Here is a 20863-nt window from a genome sequence, read left to right on the forward strand (position 1 = left end):
CAGTCTGCCCGGATACTTTCCATTTGATACCAGACACTCTGGCCCGTAAATCTCCTCCGGCATTTCTGCTCCCGACAAAATCACTGGATGGAAAGATCTCCAGATCACGGATCACACTCTGATGATTGTAGTTGGGACCGTTCCCGTCACTGTCATCCCAGATAAACTGCAATGAAGGAAGGAAAGTTCCCGCTGATCCGGGGGTAAAAGTTCCGCGGTATTCAGTAAACCCGTCCTTACCGGTTCCTTTCGGGGTAAGCTCTATGATGTTCACTGTGGTGTCAGTCGGTCCGTAATTACCCACCGCGGCCTGCGTTGTCAAATGAAACCTGAGCACGGCCCACTGTGAAGAGGGATCATTGAGCACCTGGACAGACACAGTCTGTTCTTCCGCGGTCAAGGTAACCGGAACTCCGCCGCCGACTATCCATGTCGAGGCACTTCCCCACTGAGAATGATTCATCCCCATTCCAGTCTGAAGGTCTGCAACAGAAAAAGTCCCCCACCCGGCATAGATCTGCCACTGACTTGCTCTGGGAGGCGCAAAAAATACCCCTTTGGAAGGATCAAGCATCCTGATCACAGCCGTGGCTGTATCCGATGCATCGCCACTCCTTAAGGCATACACAAAACGATCGGTACCTGCCCACCCCGCTGCGGGTGTATAAGTAAACGATCCGTCTGAATTGAGGGCAACTGTGCCATGGGATACCGGTGTTATAAGCGATGCAGACAAGGTCTGCCCGGGTGTAGGATCTCTATCATTTGCAAGCACACCAGGAGCCGCAACAGTCAGGGTTTTACCGGTGGTATCAGCATACCAGTCATCCCCGGCTACCGGAGGGAAATCCAGTGTTACATCTGATGATGCGGATGTCTTAAGTGCCCGCATCCCCTGCCCCGCCTCAGGCAGCCCCCCAAAACCATCATGCGCTGTATATGTCCAGCCCATCGCGCCTGCATACCCGTTTTCCATCAGATAGTTCCAGCACTGCGCGGGCGTCAGTCCGCCTAAAGAATCAGAAAGGCCCTTTGCAGGAAATTCTGCGATGACAAGAGGCTTGTCGAGTCCCCAGTAGGAGGCAGGATGGTGGAAGGGGGATCGTTTGGTCCCGGCCCACTCATAGTAATGAACCATATAGAAGTCCAGCGTTCCATCCGGATCACCGCCAACACTTACAAGCGCAGAATCTGTGTAGTAGTTGTGGTCTCCCTCGATGGTATTTGACCCTGCGATAAAGGCCCAGCATCCGTTGCTTACCGGCACTCCCGGAACTGCCCGGTGAATAGCCCCGGTCACCTGGTTTACTGTTTTCTGCACATCGGTGATCTCGATTCCTGAGGCCATACTTCCCCAGTCACCCGCAATCGACTTCACCATCCCCTCCGGTTCATTGAAAATCTCCCAGCATAGAATTGCAGGATGGTGTCCGATAGCCCTCACCAGTGGAACCACAGCATTGTCAATAAATGCCTTGCGTCCCTCATCGGTCTGCAGGATCATCTTGTTTGCCTCTATATCGACACCAGTCTTTCCAGTTTTCATCATGTCAAAAGACAGCAGACACAGATCGATGCTTACACCGCGGGAGTACCCCATGTCCAGCACCTTTCTGATATTAGCCACTGTAGATTCACCAAGTCCTGTAGTAAGCTTTGTAACCGGATCTATGAGAGGATCATTTGAACAGTCTGTAAACAGCCACCATCGTACCGCATTTCCCCCTGAATCCGCCACACCCTGAATCATTTCCTCAAACCAGAGCGAATCAAGAGGATACTTGCCCACATCGCCTCCGAAATTTTTCCAGGCAGCGTTGATTCCAGACACGAATATCTTCTGTTCATAGGACATTGTTACCCGGTCAAGCGGGCCGGCACTGGTGATCATCACACAGAAAACCACTGTTGCTGATACGGTTATCCAGTTTTTCATGTTTTACCTGTTTGTCAGTGTTTATCGGGTATCGATAATATCATACCGGTACAATGTCATTGGTTTCGATACCGATTCCGACCCCGATTGGGAAAATGCACCTACTACTAAAATATAAATGGCCGCTGAAACTATATTTCTCTATTCCATTCCGGAGTGAATATATGAGAATAATGCCTCTTCAGAATTATCTGCCGACTCTCAAAGGGATCCTATACAATTCCATAATACGGGAACCGGTTTATCCTTTTTACGCATCTTTCAAGCTGACATCACGCTGTCATTTCGGCTGTCCATTCTGCAACGTAAAAAAAGATCCTGTGAAGGATCTCTCCACTGAGGAGGTCAAGGCTATCCTCAAAAACCTCTCCTGTTCACCGGTACTGATGGTAAGCTTTGAGGGTGGTGAGCCTTTGCTTCGGGAAGATATCGGGGAGCTGCTCCGGTTTGCCCGAAGCTGCAGGTTTTATCTCCTGTTTACTACAAGTGTAAAAAATCTCACATCGTATCCTCTGGATGAGTATGCAAAGTATATAGATTTCCTTCATGTCTCGATCGATGAGGGGCACGACAACCTGGAAATGTTCAAACTTCTGCCTGAACTCTCCAGGCTTCCCCTCCAGGTATCGGTACAGACAGTTGTAACCAGAGATACAGTGGAGTCACTGGATGAAAAAGTGAGACTCTGTCATGAGCAGGGTGCAAACATAGTAGTAATCCCTGCGGCACACATGGATAAAACAGAAAACTACTTTCCTGATCTTGATCTGCTGGAAAAAAAGCTGCTTTATCTAAGAAAGATCTATCCTGCCACGATTCATACACCTCAAGGCTATTTCAGCGCTTACAGAAAGCAAAAATGCTCTACAGCATCAGTAATAATTTCACCTGACGGATTCCTGTATTATCCCTGCCATATCCTCGGCAAAAAAGGACCGGACCTGAAAACTGTGGATCTCTGCGAATGGCTTCGTTCAGAGGAGGCAAAGCAGGCAAGACAGGTGATGCGTGAGTGCGAAAGAAATTGCGGATGGTATCAGTACTACTCAATTGACTCTTACACTTCGGTGTCGTCGGTTATCGATGCGCTGCGGCCAGTGCTGTCCAAAAAGAGGACCACTGATTAATATGACTTAAGATGTGATTACTTTGATTTGAATTACGGAAGAAGGTTTAGATACCGATTCCGAGTTGAAGAGAGATGTAAGCCCTGCTCTTTATTCCTTCAAAATGGAGAGAATGCCGGTGAGTTCTTTTCTGATTTCATCGATATACTCTTTCTGGTTTTCAGCCGCATTTTGAGAGGAGGGCTGGGATGGTTTTTCCTCAGGAATATCCAGAGCCAGTTGAAGATCGGGTTTCATCTGCCCGGTCTCGGGAATTTCCTTTATCTCAGAGAGCTTTTTCTTGGCTCCGGGGATGGTAAATTTTTCTTCGTAAAGCAGAAATTTGATATAGTTTACTAAATCTATATCTTTCTGCCTGTACGCTCTGTTACCCGCGCGATTCTTTTTTGGACGCAATTGGGAAAACTCACTCTCCCAGTACCGCAGAACATGCGGTTCGAGGCCGGTCAGACTGCAGACTTCACTGATTGAATAGTATGCCTTTTTGATATTGACCATAAAATACCTCTTAAGAGTAACCGGTTATATTTACCACCATTCAGGCTTGGATTCCCGCAGCATCAGATCCCGCACTGCAAGCCTGGCACTTTTATTCTCGAAAAGTGTCTTGTATACTTCCTGAGTAATTGGCATCTCAATATCGAGTTTTCTGGACAGATCATACACAGATTTTGTAGTCTGAACTCCTTCGGCGACCATGGTCATATTGTCAAGAGCCTGCTGGAGATTGAGACCGGATGCTATAAGCTCACCCATTTTTCTGTTCCGGCTGTGTTTACTTATACAAGTCGTTATCAGATCTCCGATACCTGCCAGTCCGGAAAAGGTAGAACTCTGTGCTCCCATCTTTTCCCCCAGCCTCATCATCTCCGCTATACCTCTTGTCAGAAGCGCACCCTTTGTATTGTCCCCGAGCCCGAGTCCATCACAGATTCCTGCTGCCAGAGCGATTACATTCTTCACACTTCCAGCCAGTTCCACTCCCCGCATATCGGAATTTGTGTAGATACGAAAAACCTCTGTTGAAAAGGCTTCCTGGATGATTTCAGCAAGTTTCAAATTGTCAGATGCAGCCACCACAGTGGTGGGAATATCTCTTGAGACCTCTTCAGCATGAGAAGGTCCGGAGAGCGCTGCCAGCTTATCAGTTGACAACCCGGGGATTTCATCCATTATTACATCTGTCATAAGCTTCAGAGTGTCATTTTCTATCCCCTTGGACACCACAACCCATCCCTGTATCATATTAACACAAGCTTTTTCAACCGATTTTGATACACACTTCATCGTTGAACGCATAGTCTGTGACGGAACCGCACAAACCATATAATCCGAAAGCTGGATCGCCGGCCGGATATCGTTTACAATATCAATAGATTCCGGAATATGTATTCCAGGAAGCTTCACAGAATGCTCTCTTTTATCTCTGAGCATTTCAGCATCAGAGGGATTGAACTCCCACATCACAATCTGATGACCACGTCTATGCAGGAGAACCGACAAGGCGATAGCCCAGCTCCCCGCACCAAGAATGCCTATTTTCACACTTCCTCCCGGGTTTCGGTCTGCCCTGCACTGCCCCGATGTTTCGCCTTGGCTATGGGACGGAACTCCAGTATCAAGGGGCAACCTTCAAAATTATATGTTTCGTAGATCTTGTTGGACAAATAACGGATATATGCCGGAGAAATCTGCTTTGGATTGGTGACAAAAAATTTAAAGAGTGGATAAGGCGCATCTACCTGCTTTGCACCGAGAAATCTTACCGGATTTTCGGGAATTGCAGGATGAGGGTGGGATCTGACCCAACTGAAAACTCTATTCTCGAATTCTGCAGATGGAACCCTGGTTTTAAGCCGCTCTTTTATCTCCAAAGCAGTGTCGATTACTGCTGTAACTCTCTGACCAGTAAGAGCCGAGATAGAAACCATAGGTATGTAACGCAGTTCCATAAACTCTTCGCGTGTGGCTGCGACCAGTTGATCAAAAGTCTTATGGTCCTTCTCCACAGTATCCCATTTGTTCCAGGCCAGAAGCATCCCTTTACGCATCTCCTGGATCTTTTTGACAATCCGAAGATCCTGTACGCCGATCTTGTTTTTTACATCCACGACAAGAACACAGATGTCACAACGTTCGATACTCTGAATTGCCCTGAGATTGGAATAGTATTCCATGTCCTCCCTGACATGAGAGCGCTTGCGCAGCCCCGCAGTATCTATCAGCACGATTCTCTTGTCTTTGTAAAGCATCTCGGTGTCAATTGCATCCCTGGTTGTTCCTGGTTCATGATGCACTATCATTCTGTTTTTTCCAAGAAGCTTGTTTACCAGTGATGATTTTCCGGCATTGGGACGTCCCACTATGGCCAGTTTCAACACAGGCTCCAGGGATTGCTCAGGAGGAACAAGGGATCCGCTTATGCGTTCGATTACAACATCAAGAAGATCCGCTACACCCAGGCCGTGAAGCGCGGAAACCGGGTAGATGCTGTCTATGCCAAGAGCACGGTAGGTGTTAATCTCATATTCGACCTTCCTGGAATCCGCTTTGTTTACAACAAGGATAGTCTTTTCAGACGCAGCCTTCCTTAACTGCTTCGCAATCAGCATGTCAAGGTCGGTAATGCCGCTTTTAGCATCAATCAGAAACAGGACCAGATCCGATTCCTTTACAGCAATATGCACCTGCTCGTGAATCGCTTCCGCCATCTTTTCACGGCTGCTCGGCAGCATTCCTCCGGTATCGATGAGAATGAACTCGTGTCCGTTCCAGTTGGCTGTGAAATAGTGCCGATCCCGTGTGACACCGGCAACATCATCAACAACTGCAACTCTCTTCCCGATTATTCTGTTAAACAGGCTCGATTTGCCCACATTTGGCCTGCCGATAACCGATACAACCGGTTTTTTATTCCCCAAACCACCTCCCGGATAAGCAGTACCAAAAGTTACCTTATTTTTAATGCGTTGTCAATAATAAACTTACAAGAATCCTTTAGAGATTTGCTGTAACAAAAAGACAGAGTCGTAAAGAGAAGTCAAGGGATGATTACGGAGAACACTGCTGATCAGTAAACCGGACCTGTTTCATAATACCCCCCTACCGATTTACGGTAGGAGAAAACCAGCAGATAAAGAGGTGCTTTGAAGGAATCCGGTGCGGTGATTGTATCTCTGTTTCTGTAGCTGCGCTCAGGAGTCCTGCTCCCGAGACTGTCCTGAACAGCAAAAGTGGTCTGGGATCCGCTGGCGATTATATAAAATTTATTTATAGAGGTATCTCTTATGCTGAAATAATCGGTATCATTGGCCGAGGAGAGGGTGCCAAAGACTTTTTTGGGAAGATGGTCTGATGTCTCAATGGTATTATTGGGTTCCCGTTCGAAGGCATGTGTAAAGAAAACCACCGAATCTACAGAGAGTGGCTCATCATTAACCGACATAATCCTCTTATCTGCCCGTATTACGAAACGGGTATTACCCGGAAATGGTTCTGAAGGCACAATGAAAACAGTGTCATTTGTCGCAGAGATTGTGTAATAGTACTGCTCGAAAAGTGGTTTGATACTGAAGGAAATCTGGCCGGTGTCACTGATTGCCCTTGAGAAGCAGAGAGGAACTGACTGAAACGGGGAAATTGTATCGGATATATTTTCAGGCAGAGACATAGTGAAGGGCTCTATCGTTCCCGATGGGATGACGCAGTGCAAAACCGAAGAAATAATAAGTGTGACAGTTATTTTCAAGAAAAGACGCATAACGTAATTATATGGTTATAGCAGATATTGAGCAAGAGATCAGAAATTCAGGTGAAGACTGAAAAAGAAATGGAAAAAAAGGACCTGATTGTTATCTGCGGGCCAACCGCCAGCGGTAAAACACGACTCGGAGTATATCTTGCCTCACATTACAATGGAGAGATTATTTCTGCAGATTCCAGGCAGGTATACAGGGGAATGGATATAGGAACCGGCAAAGATCTCAATGAATACTTTATCAACGAAAAAAAGATTCCCTGTCATTTGATCGATATTGCAAACCCACAGTCTGTATACACCCTTTTTGATTATCAGAAGGATTTTTACAAAGTTTACAGAGAGATAAAACTCCGGAATCGTGTCCCATTTCTTGTTGGGGGCAGCGGGTTGTATATCGAGGCTGTTCTGAAAAATTATCAGATTCCCGCCATACCGGAAAATGAGGAACTCAGGGAAAAATTAAGCGGACTTGAAAAGGAGGAGCTCAAAAGGGAGTTGGAGAAGATCGATCCTGATCTTTACAGCAGAACCGATCTGAGCAGTAAAAAACGGATCATTCGGGCACTGGAGATTGCCTGCTACAGGCGTGAAAACCCTGAAAAAGATGAAATCAGACCAGTTGAGAAGATTAACCCTCTTGTAATCTGTACCCGCTGGGACAGAGAGCGGCTCAGGAAAAGAATCGACCTGAGGCTTGAATTGAGGCTTCAGGAGGGTATGGTTGATGAGGTCAGGAGAATACTTGGGTCGGGGATATCACAGAAGAGATACTCGTTATTTGGTATGGAGTATGGGTATCTTGCCAGATATATTGAAGGCGAAGTTTCCTACACTCAGGCAGTAGAGCAGTTAAAACACAGCATTCATCAACTGGCAAAGCGTCAGGAAACATGGTTCAGGGGGATGGAGCGGCGTGGAATTGAGGTACACTGGATTAACGGTGCTGATCAGGAGGAGGCATCAGAGATAGTGAGCCGTTATTTTTCTCCTGTGGACAACCCCAATTGTTGATACACCCCAAATCGGGGTCGGAATCAGATTCAAAACCGAAATGCTGCCTGCAAATTAACAAAAATCTGCTCAAATTTACCAGAGACGCTGTTTAAAATGAACATTACAATTTGATTCACATAACGCGGCAATGTGTCGGTTAGGATCCCGATAAGAACAAGAATTTTCCCTTCCATGGTAAAATCAAGGCAAGTCATTTCCTGATCATGTTAATTGTTTATACATATCCCAATACAAACAGTTGATCACCATCCAAAAGTCTCCACACCTAAAAAGTCCCTGTAAAAGAATTCAAATATAAAGGCTTTTGGTCAAATTTTTGCCTTGTAATTTCACAATGTATGTCTAAGAGCACCACCTTATTGAAAGATTGTCTTCAGTTCCTTTTCAAGTCAACTGCTGAGGGAGTTTATGCTGTTGACGAGCATGGGAAATGCATCTTTTTCAATCAGAAAGCCTCAGATCTGACAGGCTGGCAAAAAGAAGAGGTGCTGGGCACTCAGATTCATGAAATCATTCATCGATGCCGAAAAAACGGGACCATCTATCCTCAGGAGGAGTGCGAAATGCTTGGGGTGCTGCATAAAAAAAGTGCTGTGCGAATAGAAGAGGATATTTGTATTCGCCGGGATGGAACCTTTTTTCCTGCCGATTATTCTGCCTGGCCTATTATCAAGGAAGAGGAAACCCTGGGAGCGGTAGTATTGATAACTGATATTACCGGGCGGCTGAATACTGAAGAATCACTGAGAAGACACGCTGAGGGTCTGAGTTTTCTCTCCAATACTGCCACTAAACTGCTCAAATCATCGACCCTGTCTGATCAATTCAAAACAACAGCTGATTTTCTCTACTCCGTAGCAGAAGATGCCATAATTGCATTCAATGAATTTGATCCCGGGAACCGCACATTGACAATCAGGGAACTGCGCTGCACAGATAATGAAAGGGAGATTTTAAGGAGAATTCTGGGACGGAATGTTGAGGGGCTGGTCTTTAATTTTACAGAAGCGACAAGGGGCCGGATGATACCCGGGAAACTTGATCTTCTGGAGGGGGGTCTTTATGATCTGACATTCAGGCAGATCCCCAGGTCCATTTGTGATACTCTCGAGCGGGAACTGAATATTGGAGATGTTTTTGCGATGGCCTGTGCAGTTGAGGATGACCTTCTGGGCACAGCCACTATCCTTTCCCATGCCTGCGGGGGTTTTCTGAGGAACAAAAACCTGATCGAATCTATTGTAAATCAAGCCGCATTATCTCTCAAGCGTACCCGTATAGAAAACGAGCTTAACATCCGTCTTGCAGAATCAGAACGCTTCGCTTACACTTTCTCTCATGAGCTGAGAACACCCCTGGTTACCTTGAAGTCCTTCCTGGGATACCTGCATCATGATATTAAGGAGCAGAATCAAATGAGCATCAGGGATGATTTAAACCGCATGGAAAATGCAGTGGTTAAGATGAGTGATCTTTTTGATGATCTACTGGAATTAATGAAAGCCGGAAGGAAGAGAAATCCCCTGGAGAAAGTGATGTTAAAGAATATCGTAGATGAAGCGCTTAAACTTGAAGAGGAAGCAATCAAGCGTCAAAATGTGACAATTAAGACTTCAGGCGAGAATATCTCTTTAATCGTTGATTTCCCTGGAATGGTGGAGGTATTTCAGAATCTTATCAACAATGCAATCAAGTTTATGGGCTCCCAGCCCAACCCTGAAATAAAGATCGGAGCCATAAAAAAAGGTGAAGAGACAATACTCTATGTCAAAGACAACGGGATTGGTATTGAGCCTCAATACCAGCACAAGATTTTTGACCTCTTTGAGAAATTTCACCCGGAAATTGCGGGTACAGGAACCGGTCTTGCAATCGTAAAAAGAATAGTTGAACATCATCACGGTAGAATCTGGGTGGAATCAGAAGGTAAAGGTTCAGGTACTGCGTTTTATTTTACGGTAGGACATACCAGTTTTCCTTAGGTTTTTCTCACAATTGGTTGATTCTTGACCAACTCGTTGTTTCCTATTTAATTTAGTACCATCGCTTTACTTTTGGCTTCCACTGTTGAAAAGAATTCTTGCTTAACAGAATCGAAGCTATAGCCCGCTTCAACTTTTTTGACAAGAATTTATTTACTCCCTGCTGGTCACTGGGGGCTGGAGAGATAACTATCACTATTCACAGAACATAATATTTGGATTGTCTTTCGGAACTTTCATTTTCTGAACCTGTGAGAGTTCCCTTGATTATCCGGAATAACTTCCGTTAATCATTCCTGTTTCATCTATTTCCATTCTCTTCTCCCACCGTTACTCTGCGTGAGATTCTTTTTATCACCATCAACTATTTATCCGATGCCGGTTCCATCCCCAATATCAATACCATCAGTAAGTTTTCAACGTAAACCCATGTTCTGAAGTTTATCTGACACTACGATAAAAAATGTATATTAAATTTCAGACTGAAAGGATTTCAATGCTCTTATTTGTATTCAAATTGTTTATAATGAAACATAGATAATTCAGATACAAAACACAGGTTTTCGACCTCATGATATCGGAAGCACGGAAACAGGAACTTGACTCTCTTCTACTGGAAGCTCAAAACGAAAGAAGCAGCAGTAAAAAGATACTGATAATTTCCGGGTTATTTTCTCTTTTATGTGGGATTGGTGCTTTTGTTTCCGGTGTAATCGAGTATAACACAGCCGGTGCAGTGGGCCCATCGTTTGTTTTCGTAGCCGCCTGTCTTCTGATGGGTTTAGCAGGATGCATTGCCGGACCACTGATTCTTTATCGTTATTTCCGCATTCTTAAAGAGGAAAAAGAAGCTTTAGTGAGGGAAAGCAATGCTTGATGACCTGGTACGCCACTCAGCACTCTTTATCCATCAGAATATTCAGGAGGTCTGTTTCAGTATCACTTCTGTTGTTATGGTGCTTTTAGGACCGTATATAAACAGTTTTGTAAAACGAACCACAAAAAAGCTCAACTCGTTTCTGCGCTATTTAATTTTTATCCTCCTCTGCTCAGCAGGCTATGGAGCCTTATCCCAGATTCTCTATAAGGGATTGCGCCTGTGGATGGTCGGGCTTGCCAATTTGGTCCTGATAGTTGCCGTGGTAATCATTTTCCTTGCCCTTGCCTTACTTGCAAAACAGCAAAGAGAGATTTAGGAGTAATCCCGTATCGAAAATCGATATACGATGAGTTCTATTCATTGGGGTGAATAAAATTGGGTTTCGATTGCGATTTCGAGACTGGCCCCGATGGAAAAAATTAAAAAAAGGGACGGACCATCTTTTTACTTTTTTCTCCGTCATTGGCCAACCGAAGCAAATTCTGGAAAGAAGGCTCCCGGAATCCTTGATTCATCTCCGGGGTGAATTGTTGACCCGATAGATTAAGCGCTTAAGCCAATATCTCACTCCTTCACCCCAAAGGTGACTTTATGAACGCCCAAAATGGCAAAATCTCCAGGAAGGCTAATTCAATATCGGCAGGAAAAAATGTTTGATTGTGGTGAATAAATATAGGAGTTCGATTCCGACCCCGATGGGAAAGTTAAATTGTGATCAGCTCTGAAAAACTTGGAATCATCCCGAATTTCACTGGCTTACACCCATCGCCTCTTCATCCAGCCTTCTGCACCCCTCGATAAGCAGAAAAGTGATACTCATGGTGATTTCCGGGTTGTCCGGCTGCACATCTTCAGGCGTAAAGACAAATGTCCCCTGATTAACGTTAAGAATATCGTAAACCGCCTCCTCGCCGGTTTTCTGGTTAAAGGCAGCTTTGCATATATGTCCTCTGCAAAGAGCAAAGGTTGCCTCACCGACAGGTGTACGCATCTCAAGAATACCTGTTTTCTCACCCGATTCTATCATCTGAAAGATCTCTACCGGGCAGAGATGTGCCAGATCACCGGCAAACCCCGGTTGACTCTCCTCGTTTAAAAGTTCACTGAGATCGTACTTCTCGGTTACCAGACACTGGGCTCGGGAACGTAACTCCTTAAACTCATCCATGATCTCCATCTTATCCTCAACGATCCTGGCTGTGAACACTGCCGAGGCAACGCGGATCTTATCCCAGTTCTGAAGTTTCACAGGGCTGTTTTTAGTAAGTCTCGATGAATTGAGGAAAGTACCATTTGAGCTCCCGAGATCACTGAGCAAATAATGATGTTTTTTAAATTCGATGGATGCGTGCTTGCGGCTGACACGGGGTTCAGGAAGGACTATGTCGTTATCATCAGCGCGTCCGATGGTGAGTTTCCCTTTCTCAGGCACCTGCAGAGGTTCTTCGGGGTAGCGTACTAAAAAAAGGTGGTTCATTGTAGGTCCTTTTTATGATCGGGCTGATATGTAATACAAAAATATAAAATAATTCCGGATAACTGCCATCAGTCCAGGAAGGATAATTCAGCCCTGGGGTTACTTTTAGTACGACAGTACGACAGTACAACAACACGAGGGTACGACAGGACGAGGGTACGCACACAGCATATTTCTGCAGTTTTTATGATCTTTTTTTTTTATTTACGATTACAAGCAGAAACAAACGTTTCTGGATTACTCTCCAGGAAGAGAAAATCGGAAAAAACATTCGATACCGATTCCAATTCCGAGACCGACCCCGGGAGAAAAAAGTAAAAAAGGGACGGGCCGTCTTTGGTGGCATAAATGCCGCCCTTCTATAAAGGAAAACCCCAATAGCCGGGGTGAAAAACACGCGACATTGGGATTTTGTTTCTCTAATCCCGGTTCACCGGGCTTGTTTTGCTTAGAGGCACCATTTATGCCGCCGATGGCCGGAACGGTATATCGAGGGATCCAGAATCGGGCCAAGCATTGTGCTGCCGCTTCGGGTAGCGGCACTGAAGCCAGCTTCGAATCCTTGAGATCGATCACCTGAAGGTTAAGAAGCTACAGATAGAAGAGAAGGCATAAGGATTCTCCCTATGCCTTCTTTGAGAGGTTATGTGCCTGTATTCAGGTTATAAAAGCTCCGGCCACCGGCATCTTACTCTACAATAAATGAGAGTACTTTCCTGGAAACATTGCCGACATTGTCACGTGAGCTTATATCGAGAGTATAGTTGCCGGGTTTTTCAAACTTCAGTATTCCCCCATACTTCTCCTGACTTGCCTTATTAATAGAGTACCAGATTCCATTGACACCGGCGGAATTGTCCCGTGCAGCCAGAAAAAGCGAAGTTGACTTCGGAAATTTCATCGGTGAACCCTGCCCGACAACACTGAAGGTTTCCACGATTTCCGGGGGTGTTTTATCCACTAAAATAGTTATCGATTGTGCATCAGTAACATTGTTTACGTTGTCTTTGCCCCAGTACTTGATTATCATAAGACCTTCTTTGTCAATGTTGAATGACCCTGAATAATCAACCGGTGGCTCGTTACCTATCTGATATTGAATCGACTTGACCCCCGATGCATCATCCCGGGCAGAAAGCAGAATTCTGGTTTCCGGAGTTATGCAAACTGCGCCATTTTTCTCTAACTGAGGCCCGCTTATCTCATATTTACAGCGGGGAGGTTTGGTGTCCATAAACACATAGGTGCGGATAATCTGGCTTTGATTTCCTTTTCTGTCTGATGCCCGCACCGACACACTCCGTTTCCCATCCATTGGCAAAAGAGTGAATGGTTCGGTGTATTTCTTATAAGCAGCACCATCTATCGAATACTCTATTCCGGAAACACCGCTCATATTGTCCTGTGCATTAACCTTCACGCGTGTACGAGGAGAGATATACTTAACTTTTTCAGACTGGACGAAAAAATCACCGCTGTAAACCATTTCAGGCTGCGGCGCTTTGTCATCGATCGAGAAAGTCATTGATTTTATCTTTTCGACATTACCTACATTATCGGAAGAATAGAAGAAAATAGTATGCTTTCCATCATCGAGTTTTCTAAGCGAGACGTAATTCCTGTAAGGTGTAAAGCTGATATCATTGTTGAAACGATAAAATGTCTCTTTGACACCGGAGAGGTTGTCTTTTGCATTGATGATCATTCCCTCTGACCGGGTGAAGATAGAATCTCTGCCTTTATCCGAGAGAGCTTCGCTGACCGGAGGAGTAAGATCTACAACAAAACGGCTGGTCTGTGGTATGCTTGTGTTTCCTACACGATCAGCACCAAAACAGGCGACGTCGTAAATATTCTCTTCACTAATCGCCATCTTTCCATTCAGCCTTTTGTAAGCTGAATTGTTGATCGACAAGTAAACTGCATCTACGCCTGAATGCCTGTCTTCACTTTCGATCTGCAGTTCCAGCCCTTTACCATAAAAGGATACATTCGGAGGAAGAAAAGTCTTTTCTTTAACACCGGAAGAATCTGAAGGTACCCTTATTGGATTGGGATTTATGTATGAAGGAGCTCCATCCAGCTTGATTTTACACGCAGGAGGTTCCCCATCAGCATAAAAACGCAGATTTACCGTTTCGTTTGTTATGGCATTTATCCAGCGTAAAGACTGACGTCCCGACACATCCAGCTTGAGTCCTTTTGCGGCACCGCTTCCCTCATCAGTAGAAAGTATGTAGGAGGGAGCAGACTTATCTGCTGATTCTGCAAGCCTGACATACACCTCTTTTTCAAGCGGCCAGTAAATCCTGTTCTTCGCTGTATCAACGTAGACTTTCTTAGGATATTGGGCTATAGGAGATGAGGTGTTTTTTTGCTCCGCATATACAGAACAAACGATGAATATTGCTGTAAGAAGTGAGTAAATAACAGTTTTCATCCGACCTCCCCGCCATGTGTTTAATCGATTAATAGAATATAAAACCTCGCCACACAGAAGGAATATAAAATTGGCTGCTGCACACAGCCATTCTATTTTCTAATATAATCAGGTTTCAGCCAGATCCTGCATGCAATAAAATCCAATTTCAGGCCTTTTTATGTCTGAATTACCTGTGCAGAAAGCGCAGGTAATTCAGATACAGAACTGAACAGACCTACGCTGCTTTTTTTCCAGGATAATTTTTCCCCATTTTTTCTTCCGCTTTTTCTGTAGCGGCTTTTACAGTCTCTGAGATCTTGGAACTTACTTTCCCACGCCTCTCGGGTTGATCTGCTCTGGAAATATCTTCCGGCAAACCCTGTTTCTCTGATTCCTCTTTTGCGGCACTGAGTACTTCTTTACCCCTCTCCAGAGTTTCCTTTCCCTTTTCTTTTGCCTGCTCAAAAGTCTCCCTGACATTTTTTCCGACGCTTTTTTTCTCGGTTTCAGTCACTGGCAGCAAAAGTCCGGTAATCACTCCTGCCACAGCCGCTGTCAACCCTGCAAGCAGTGGATTTTCATGAACTGCCCTGTCCGTCCGCCTCAGCATCTCCTGAGAACGCTCCTTTGCCTGTTCCGAATAGTATGACACTTTCTCTTTTGTATTTTCAATCCTTTCCTTTGCCCTCTCCTTTACCTCTTCGGAAGTTTCACGGGCTCTCTGCTCAAACTGTTCTCCTTCCTGTTTTGTCCGCTGCATTCCAGACTCAAATTTATGCCTGATCTCCTCTTCAGGCCTCTCTCTTCTTCTGTAAAACTCCGGCCTCCCTTTTCCATCCTGGTGCTGAATGTCATAGAACATCCACACAGCCCCCGAGGCCATCAGCAGAAGAGGTAATTTGTTTTGTCTGTATGCTCTGACAATCCTTCCCCTGAACCTGTTTACCATTCTGTTGGGACTTATCCGGTCAGCCAGCGCGTCAAGCAATCTGTTCATTTCATCACGGGTTTCCTCTATGTCATGCTCGATTTCACTTGAACTCTTTGGCTTACCGCTTTCATTGACAGGGGCCCAGTTATGGATCTCCACCTGTTCTCTATTTTCTGTCAAAGTTCCTTTTTCAGCCATCGCTGATCCTCCTTGAGTGTATGGATCGTCTTCTCAGGCACCGGTGAAATACTGGTCAACTTTTTAAATGCCCTCCAGAGGCCGATTCCCCCAACTGCAAGGACTATCACTGCCGTAATAAGCGGCATCAGCCAGATTGCCACTGCCGGAGATAATCCTGCAGCCACAAAACCTGAATAACCAAGGAAAGTCAGCCCGGCCAGCAGAAACAAAAAGCCGGCATATAAAACAAAAGACCAGACTACCATGAAAACCGAATTCTTTACTGCAGAGGAGATTTTTTCGGAAGTTTCCGCTTTCGCCAATTCGATTTCCTGACGGATCATAGTGAGAGATTCATCACGGAGATCCCTTATCAGGTCAATTGCAGACTCCTCCTCTACAAACACTGTTCTGTCTTGAAAACTCATCTTTAGCCTCCCCGGACTATCGCTGTCCCGATTTTAGTACTCTGGACAGGGCCAGACCTGCGGCAAACATCACTCCAACCGTTACATAAGGATTGCGTCTCGAAAAATCCTGCAGATCATGCATGATATCATCAGACTTTTTCTCCTTAAGATAGTTTGTCAAAGAATCCAACCTTTCCGCTGCCTTATCAGCCCAGCCTGCAAAATAGTCGTCCTGTTCATAGAGTTTCTCGGCTGCTTTATGAATCGCAGTCCCTATTCTGGATAACTCCTGAACCGCAGCATCTTTACCCGATGAGGCAAGGCGGTTTCCTTTCTCCCTTATATTCCGATTGATATCGGAACCGGGTTCCTGAGAGCTCCTCTTATCTTCAAAATCTCTTATATCCATAGATTTGCTCCTTGAAATGGTCCTATTATGACTGCGCTTCAACCGGAGGACTTATTTCATAACCGGGAGTAATATGAGGACAAATCGCAAGCTCAGAGGGGATTGAACAAGCAAGAGGACATCAGGAGCAATATCTTAACCTGAATCACACTGCCATCTTATGTTGAGGAGAACACTATTATTTCTCTGATCTCTGAAATATCCATCTGATCGTCTCAAAAAAGAGTATAGTCGTTATTGCAGAAGTGATATAAAGCATCATCTCTTCAACAGGTATATTACCGATTTTATACAATGTCACATCAGGACTCCAGGACCATATCCCGGCTCTTGTTGCAAAAAATTCAATTGTAATTAAAAGAGAAAATGTGACAGAAACACAAAACACTGCCGCACTTTTTGCCACATTTCTCCCGATCATCATGTACAATCCTGTTTGTATAATGATGCTTCCAATTACCCACCACATCAGATACCACTTCATTTTTTCCTCCGGAAAAACCCTTTCTCAGAAATCTGGTGCTTCACCTGGCATTTTCGCAATGAAGATATTTATCAGATGTCTTATAGCTTCCGCTCCCTTCGGTTCTATTTTTTTTCAAGACTCCAGGATACAGATACAATTCGAGCATTATAATGGCAAAAGACCACCAGAAAAGGTACTCCTCAACCGGTGATCCGGCAATTCTATATGGAATAAGCCATGTCACTTCAGGATTCACAATCCAGGCCCCTACGCGTATAAAACAGATATACTGAAAACCAGCGGATAGAACACAGAGCAGAAGGAATGTAGATACTGCAGCCTTCCTGCTGTATTTATCAAGACGTTTATACAGCGGAACAGCGGCAATGACAGCAATCACACACAAACAAAGATCCAGTGTCAGATATAACGGGAAATTCATGCTGATGATCCACCCCCTATTTCTTGTTAAGCAGATACCGTGCGGTGTGAAAAAAGACGATGCAGATCAGCCCCGATACAAAGGCCATCTGAGTCATTTCCGGCTGCCAGATAACAGGAAAATCTCCAATCCTGAAAAGCAGAATCTCTTTACAGTATAGCCCCGGGTGAGTGGTATAATCCGGAAAAATCCAGATACCTTTTACGCGCGATACCACATCCCACAGGAATTCACAGATCACAAACAGCAAAGTGGTAGACCAGAGTTGAAAAGCGGTAAATTTGCGGTAAAAAATGAGTCCGGCAAGACCAAAGGGGAAATACAGCCATTTTACCATTCCCTGCATGACGGTGGAACCGAATATTATGGCAAAAAGCGCAACAGTAAACAGTATAGTAAACCATACCGCCTTTAACAAAGCATCCAGTCTTGAATTGTTTAAAGGATCCTTCATTCTCAGTGTCAGGATTACTGCCAGATGACCCATAGCCGTTGCAAAAGGATAAAACAGTACATCACCAAGCACCATCTGACCGTTCCCAATCTGCCATATAATACCGGTTATAAGATCGGGAAAGAAAAACCACCAATCGTTTACAACAGCAGTAAAGCCGAATGCATAAGCGAAAATCAGATTCAGGATACAGCACAAGGCAGTAACATCCCAGCTTGTAACCTGCGAAAAGGACTTTTCAAAGCGGATTTTCCTGGAAATCGCCAGCATCATAATTATCGCTCCACCGAAAACACAAAAGACCTGTTTAATATAGACAAACGGTTCATTTGTCTTTCTTTCAGGAAATCGTTCCTCGAGGAGTTGCCAGTTATCAGCGTAATACTTTTCATGGACATTGGAGTATTTTATCTGTCTGGTTTCCACAACACGGGAAGGTAAAGACCTCCCGGATGCGGGAAATACTTTCCCAAGCCCATTCAGAGAGACAGCTATGGTAGTGATAATAGCCAGCCCTATCAATTCACTGTAATGCACTTTCAGGTATAGTGAAATCGTTTTACTGGACATAATTTTATTATCCAATTGTGAGTTGGATAATGTCAATGTATTATTGACCTGTTTCGATACGATAGGTTTGCTAAACGGGAAAAAGCGATTCTTATCCGGAGAAAGATCTGTTATTCGGAAGTTGGCAGGACTGTAGCCAGAACACTCTTTAATTCATCGAAACTGTATGGTTTATGAAGCACGGCGGCAAAGCCATATTTCTTATAATCAGCAATTGCCGTATCTCCGGTGTAACCGCTGGAGACAATTATAAGCAGTTGTGGATCTCTTTTATGAAGTTCGTCCGCCAGTTCACATCCTCCCATTCTGCCAGGAACAGTAAGGTCTGTTATTACTGCGCTGTACTTTTTACCATTTCCGCTTGTTTTGTCGTACTTTTCAAGTGCTTCTTTTCCTGAAGCAGCATGATCCGAATCAAACCCCAGGCGCTTTAGGATATGTGAAAGGCTCATGCGTACCGGCGCATAATCATCCATAATCAGAATACGTCCCGGAACAAATCGCAGAGGTGATGAAGGAGCCGGGAGAACCGTTACCGGTTCATGTACAACCGGAAGCAGAATTGTAAAGACTGTCCCTTTATTTTCCTGTGAATCAACTGTTACATACCCTTTGTGTTTTGTTAAAACTGAGTATACAACCGCAAGCCCTAAACCGCTGCCCCTGGTTTTAGTGGTAAAATATGGATCAAAGATACGGGCTTGAATATCCGGAGACATGCCGCAGCCGGTGTCTGCCACCATTGCTTTGAAAAAACAGCCTTTACCAAGAGTAGACAGGTCATCCTCTTCAAGGTTTACAACTCCTCCGGAAATTTTAACTTCGCCGCCTCCAGGCATAGACTGGATGGCATTAAGGATTACATTTTGAAACACCTGACGAATCTGAGACTTGTCACCTCTTACATTGGCTTCTTGCTCATCAAGAGAAATCTTCAGGCTGACACCTGATCCCCTTACAGAAAATTCACCTGCTTCCTTTATAAGATTCTTTATGTCAAATACCGTTTCGATGTGAGGTCCGCCTTTTGCAAAGGATAGTATCTGATTGGTAAGCTCCCTTGCCGCCAACGCCGCCTTTTCACCCTCAGAGAGAATCTCTGCGACTTTGGACTCAGAACCAAGCTCCATTTTTCCAAGAGTAAAACTGGATATTATTCCACAGAGATAATTATTGAAATCATGGGCAACTCCAGCGGCAAGCTGACCTATGGACTCGATATTTTTAGCCCTGGCCAGTTGCTGTTCGGTTTTTTTCTGCACTGTAATATCATGGATTATCAGCAGTTTTCCTAATAATTTACCATTACTTTTAATGGGAGATTGCGATAAGATAAGATCTTTTCTTCCGGAGGCATCTGTTATGGAAGCCGGGTTCCCGGTATAGTCTTGAGAAAATTCATAACCTTCGATCAGTTTCTGCAGCGACAATCCGGTCAGACCGTTTGCCTCATTACCCAGAAGTGAATGTGCGCTCCGGTTGATCTGGGCAGCAAATCCACTTTGGTCAAACAGAATCACAGCATCATGTACATTCTCGAAAATATGACGGAATGATTGCTCGATCTGTTCATTATTTACACAAAGAAAGTAATGCCTTTGTATGGCTAGATACAAAAAAAGGGTATTGGTAAGTATTCCAAGACAGGCAAACCTTAGCAGTATGGGAATACCTAAAACAAACGCTCCACAGACAGTACATACTGAAACGATAGAAGAGAGAACCGAACCTGCAAGCACAAGCCGAAGCTGTTTGACCAGTTGCGGATCGGATGCTTTATTCCGTAAGCGTTCAAAGCAGAGCCAGAAAGGATGGAGGGGAACCAGTGTCAATGAAAGATTAAAAGAGATAATCAGCCAGATTGTAGGCATATATAAAAGTACTTTGCTTCCCTCCATTTTTACACCCCTGACAGGGGGGAAAATCACGACTATACACAGCGACAGAATGAAAACCAGAAATGACAGGCGGTAAGCTGTATCCTGTTTTCTGCCCAGAAGCTCATAGACAAAGTTGAGAAACAGGAACCCAAGCGCAAGCATGGGTGTCAGAAGCAGTCTGTTGAAAAAAGGGTTGATTTCAGGAGAGAATGGAAGGTAGCTTAGATAATCGATAAGGGGCACTATCGACATGAAGAATGTGTAAAGCAGGAATGAAGTGTTCAGCCGTGACTTTCTCCTCTGCCCCAGAACATAGGAGAAAATTGAGAGGTTTAAAATGAATGTCAATAATGAAATAAAGGTGTAGATATCAACCACAGGTGTTATCTCAGTTGAGTTTTCGAATTGCAAATGCGTGTTTCAGGGTAAGTAAAAAATAACACATGGCAAATATTGATAAAAGATTATTCTGAATCAATCGCAGAAGAATATGATGTGAATTTGGTTACTTAGAAGCCCGGTT

The 20863-nt window shown here is 44.6% G+C and carries 19 protein-coding genes; 5 read left to right on the forward strand and 14 right to left on the reverse strand.

Translation table 11 applies throughout. The features are described from left to right. Positions 1-1936, reverse strand: a 1936-nt coding sequence (locus GX089_09570) for a cadherin-like domain-containing protein (protein ID NLP02730.1), incomplete at its 3' end; no start/stop codon positions are given. A 164-nt stretch (positions 1937-2100) separates the two neighbouring features. Between GX089_09570 and GX089_09575 the strand changes: the two genes are divergently transcribed. Further along, the gene (locus GX089_09575) at positions 2101-3063 is read left to right on the forward strand and encodes a radical SAM protein (GenBank protein ID NLP02731.1); all 963 of its coding nucleotides are present in this window, start codon (positions 2101-2103) and stop codon (positions 3061-3063) included. 90 nt (positions 3064-3153) lie between these two features. Here the strand turns inward: GX089_09575 and GX089_09580 are convergent, their stop codons facing one another. From GX089_09580 to GX089_09595, 4 genes are all read right to left on the reverse strand, one after another. Beyond that, entirely contained in the window at positions 3154-3561 is a 408-nt protein-coding gene (locus GX089_09580; GenBank protein ID NLP02732.1) for a MerR family transcriptional regulator, read from the reverse strand. A gap of 30 nt (positions 3562-3591) precedes the next feature. After that, entirely contained in the window at positions 3592-4608 is a 1017-nt protein-coding gene (locus GX089_09585; GenBank protein NLP02733.1) for an NAD(P)-dependent glycerol-3-phosphate dehydrogenase, read from the reverse strand. After that, positions 4605-5984, reverse strand: coding sequence for a ribosome biogenesis GTPase Der (der, locus tag GX089_09590; GenBank protein NLP02734.1), 1380 nt, complete (start codon positions 5982-5984; stop codon positions 4605-4607). Before der ends, GX089_09585 begins: the two co-directional genes overlap by 4 nt. Positions 5985-6133: 149 nt before the next feature. Beyond that, on the reverse strand, positions 6134-6733 hold the full coding sequence (locus GX089_09595; protein NLP02735.1) for a hypothetical protein: 600 nt from the start codon (positions 6731-6733) through the stop codon (positions 6134-6136). A 159-nt stretch (positions 6734-6892) separates the two neighbouring features. Between GX089_09595 and miaA the strand changes: the two genes are divergently transcribed. The 4 genes from miaA (at position 6893) to GX089_09615 (ending at position 11015) form a co-directional block, all read left to right on the forward strand. Beyond that, positions 6893-7834, forward strand: a complete 942-nt coding sequence (miaA, locus tag GX089_09600; GenBank protein ID NLP02736.1) for a tRNA (adenosine(37)-N6)-dimethylallyltransferase MiaA — start codon at positions 6893-6895, stop codon at positions 7832-7834. Between the two features lie 362 nt (positions 7835-8196). Then, positions 8197-9819, forward strand: a complete 1623-nt coding sequence (locus GX089_09605) for a PAS domain S-box protein (GenBank protein ID NLP02737.1) — start codon at positions 8197-8199, stop codon at positions 9817-9819. 571 nt (positions 9820-10390) lie between these two features. Next, positions 10391-10696: a hypothetical protein gene (locus GX089_09610; GenBank protein NLP02738.1), complete on the forward strand. Its 306-nt coding sequence runs from the start codon at positions 10391-10393 to the stop codon at positions 10694-10696. Then, complete coding sequence (locus tag GX089_09615; protein ID NLP02739.1) at positions 10689-11015, forward strand: DUF3392 family protein; 327 nt, start codon at positions 10689-10691, stop codon at positions 11013-11015. Before GX089_09610 ends, GX089_09615 begins: the two co-directional genes overlap by 8 nt. Before the next feature lie 432 nt (positions 11016-11447). On the opposite strand, the gene GX089_09620 is transcribed toward GX089_09615, so the two are convergent. The 9 genes from GX089_09620 to GX089_09660 all read right to left on the reverse strand — a co-directional run bounded on the left by GX089_09620 (position 11448) and on the right by GX089_09660 (position 20751). Beyond that, on the reverse strand, positions 11448-12176 hold the full coding sequence (locus GX089_09620) for an FHA domain-containing protein (protein NLP02740.1): 729 nt from the start codon (positions 12174-12176) through the stop codon (positions 11448-11450). Between the two features lie 688 nt (positions 12177-12864). Next, the gene (locus tag GX089_09625) at positions 12865-14616 is read right to left on the reverse strand and encodes a hypothetical protein (protein ID NLP02741.1); all 1752 of its coding nucleotides are present in this window, start codon (positions 14614-14616) and stop codon (positions 12865-12867) included. Positions 14617-14833: 217 nt separating this feature from the next. Continuing rightward, complete coding sequence (locus tag GX089_09630) at positions 14834-15727, reverse strand: DUF883 family protein (GenBank protein NLP02742.1); 894 nt, start codon at positions 15725-15727, stop codon at positions 14834-14836. Then, the gene (locus GX089_09635; GenBank protein ID NLP02743.1) at positions 15706-16137 is read right to left on the reverse strand and encodes a phage holin family protein; all 432 of its coding nucleotides are present in this window, start codon (positions 16135-16137) and stop codon (positions 15706-15708) included. Before GX089_09635 ends, GX089_09630 begins: the two co-directional genes overlap by 22 nt. 16 nt (positions 16138-16153) lie before the next feature. Then, a complete protein-coding gene (locus GX089_09640) occupies positions 16154-16528 on the reverse strand; it encodes a hypothetical protein (protein NLP02744.1) in 375 nt (124 codons plus the stop codon). A gap of 178 nt (positions 16529-16706) precedes the next feature. Next, positions 16707-17012 (reverse strand): hypothetical protein, encoded by a 306-nt coding sequence (locus GX089_09645; protein NLP02745.1) that lies wholly within the window; start codon positions 17010-17012, stop codon positions 16707-16709. A gap of 40 nt (positions 17013-17052) precedes the next feature. Continuing rightward, on the reverse strand, positions 17053-17436 hold the full coding sequence (locus GX089_09650; protein NLP02746.1) for a hypothetical protein: 384 nt from the start codon (positions 17434-17436) through the stop codon (positions 17053-17055). A gap of 16 nt (positions 17437-17452) precedes the next feature. Beyond that, positions 17453-18460 (reverse strand): hypothetical protein, encoded by a 1008-nt coding sequence (locus GX089_09655; protein ID NLP02747.1) that lies wholly within the window; start codon positions 18458-18460, stop codon positions 17453-17455. 110 nt (positions 18461-18570) lie between these two features. Continuing rightward, positions 18571-20751, reverse strand: coding sequence for a response regulator (locus tag GX089_09660; protein NLP02748.1), 2181 nt, complete (start codon positions 20749-20751; stop codon positions 18571-18573). Positions 20752-20863: the final 112 nt, after the last annotated feature.

The organism is Fibrobacter sp., from assembly GCA_012523595.1.
Taxonomy (GTDB): Bacteria; Fibrobacterota; Chitinivibrionia; order Chitinivibrionales; family Chitinispirillaceae; genus JAAYIG01.

Bases quoted from the DNA above. Each gene is read 5' to 3' on its own strand.
- GX089_09630 (NLP02742.1), bottom strand. From the start codon at position 15,727: ATGGCTGAAAAAGGAACTTTGACAGAAAATAGAGAACAGGTGGAGATC.
- GX089_09650 (NLP02746.1), bottom strand. From the start codon at position 17,436: ATGAATTTCCCGTTATATCTGACACTGGATCTTTGTTTGTGTGTGATT.
- GX089_09615 (NLP02739.1), top strand. From the start codon at position 10,689: ATGCTTGATGACCTGGTACGCCACTCAGCACTCTTTATCCATCAGAAT.
- GX089_09610 (NLP02738.1), top strand. From the start codon at position 10,391: ATGATATCGGAAGCACGGAAACAGGAACTTGACTCTCTTCTACTGGAA.
- GX089_09620 (NLP02740.1), bottom strand. From the start codon at position 12,176: ATGAACCACCTTTTTTTAGTACGCTACCCCGAAGAACCTCTGCAGGTG.
- GX089_09575 (NLP02731.1), top strand. From the start codon at position 2,101: ATGAGAATAATGCCTCTTCAGAATTATCTGCCGACTCTCAAAGGGATC.
- GX089_09635 (NLP02743.1), bottom strand. From the start codon at position 16,137: ATGAGTTTTCAAGACAGAACAGTGTTTGTAGAGGAGGAGTCTGCAATT.
- GX089_09580 (NLP02732.1), bottom strand. From the start codon at position 3,561: ATGGTCAATATCAAAAAGGCATACTATTCAATCAGTGAAGTCTGCAGT.
- GX089_09655 (NLP02747.1), bottom strand. From the start codon at position 18,460: ATGTCCAGTAAAACGATTTCACTATACCTGAAAGTGCATTACAGTGAA.
- GX089_09625 (NLP02741.1), bottom strand. From the start codon at position 14,616: ATGAAAACTGTTATTTACTCACTTCTTACAGCAATATTCATCGTTTGT.
- GX089_09645 (NLP02745.1), bottom strand. From the start codon at position 17,012: ATGAAGTGGTATCTGATGTGGTGGGTAATTGGAAGCATCATTATACAA.
- miaA (NLP02736.1), top strand. From the start codon at position 6,893: ATGGAAAAAAAGGACCTGATTGTTATCTGCGGGCCAACCGCCAGCGGT.
- GX089_09595 (NLP02735.1), bottom strand. From the start codon at position 6,733: ATGTCTCTGCCTGAAAATATATCCGATACAATTTCCCCGTTTCAGTCA.
- GX089_09640 (NLP02744.1), bottom strand. From the start codon at position 16,528: ATGGATATAAGAGATTTTGAAGATAAGAGGAGCTCTCAGGAACCCGGT.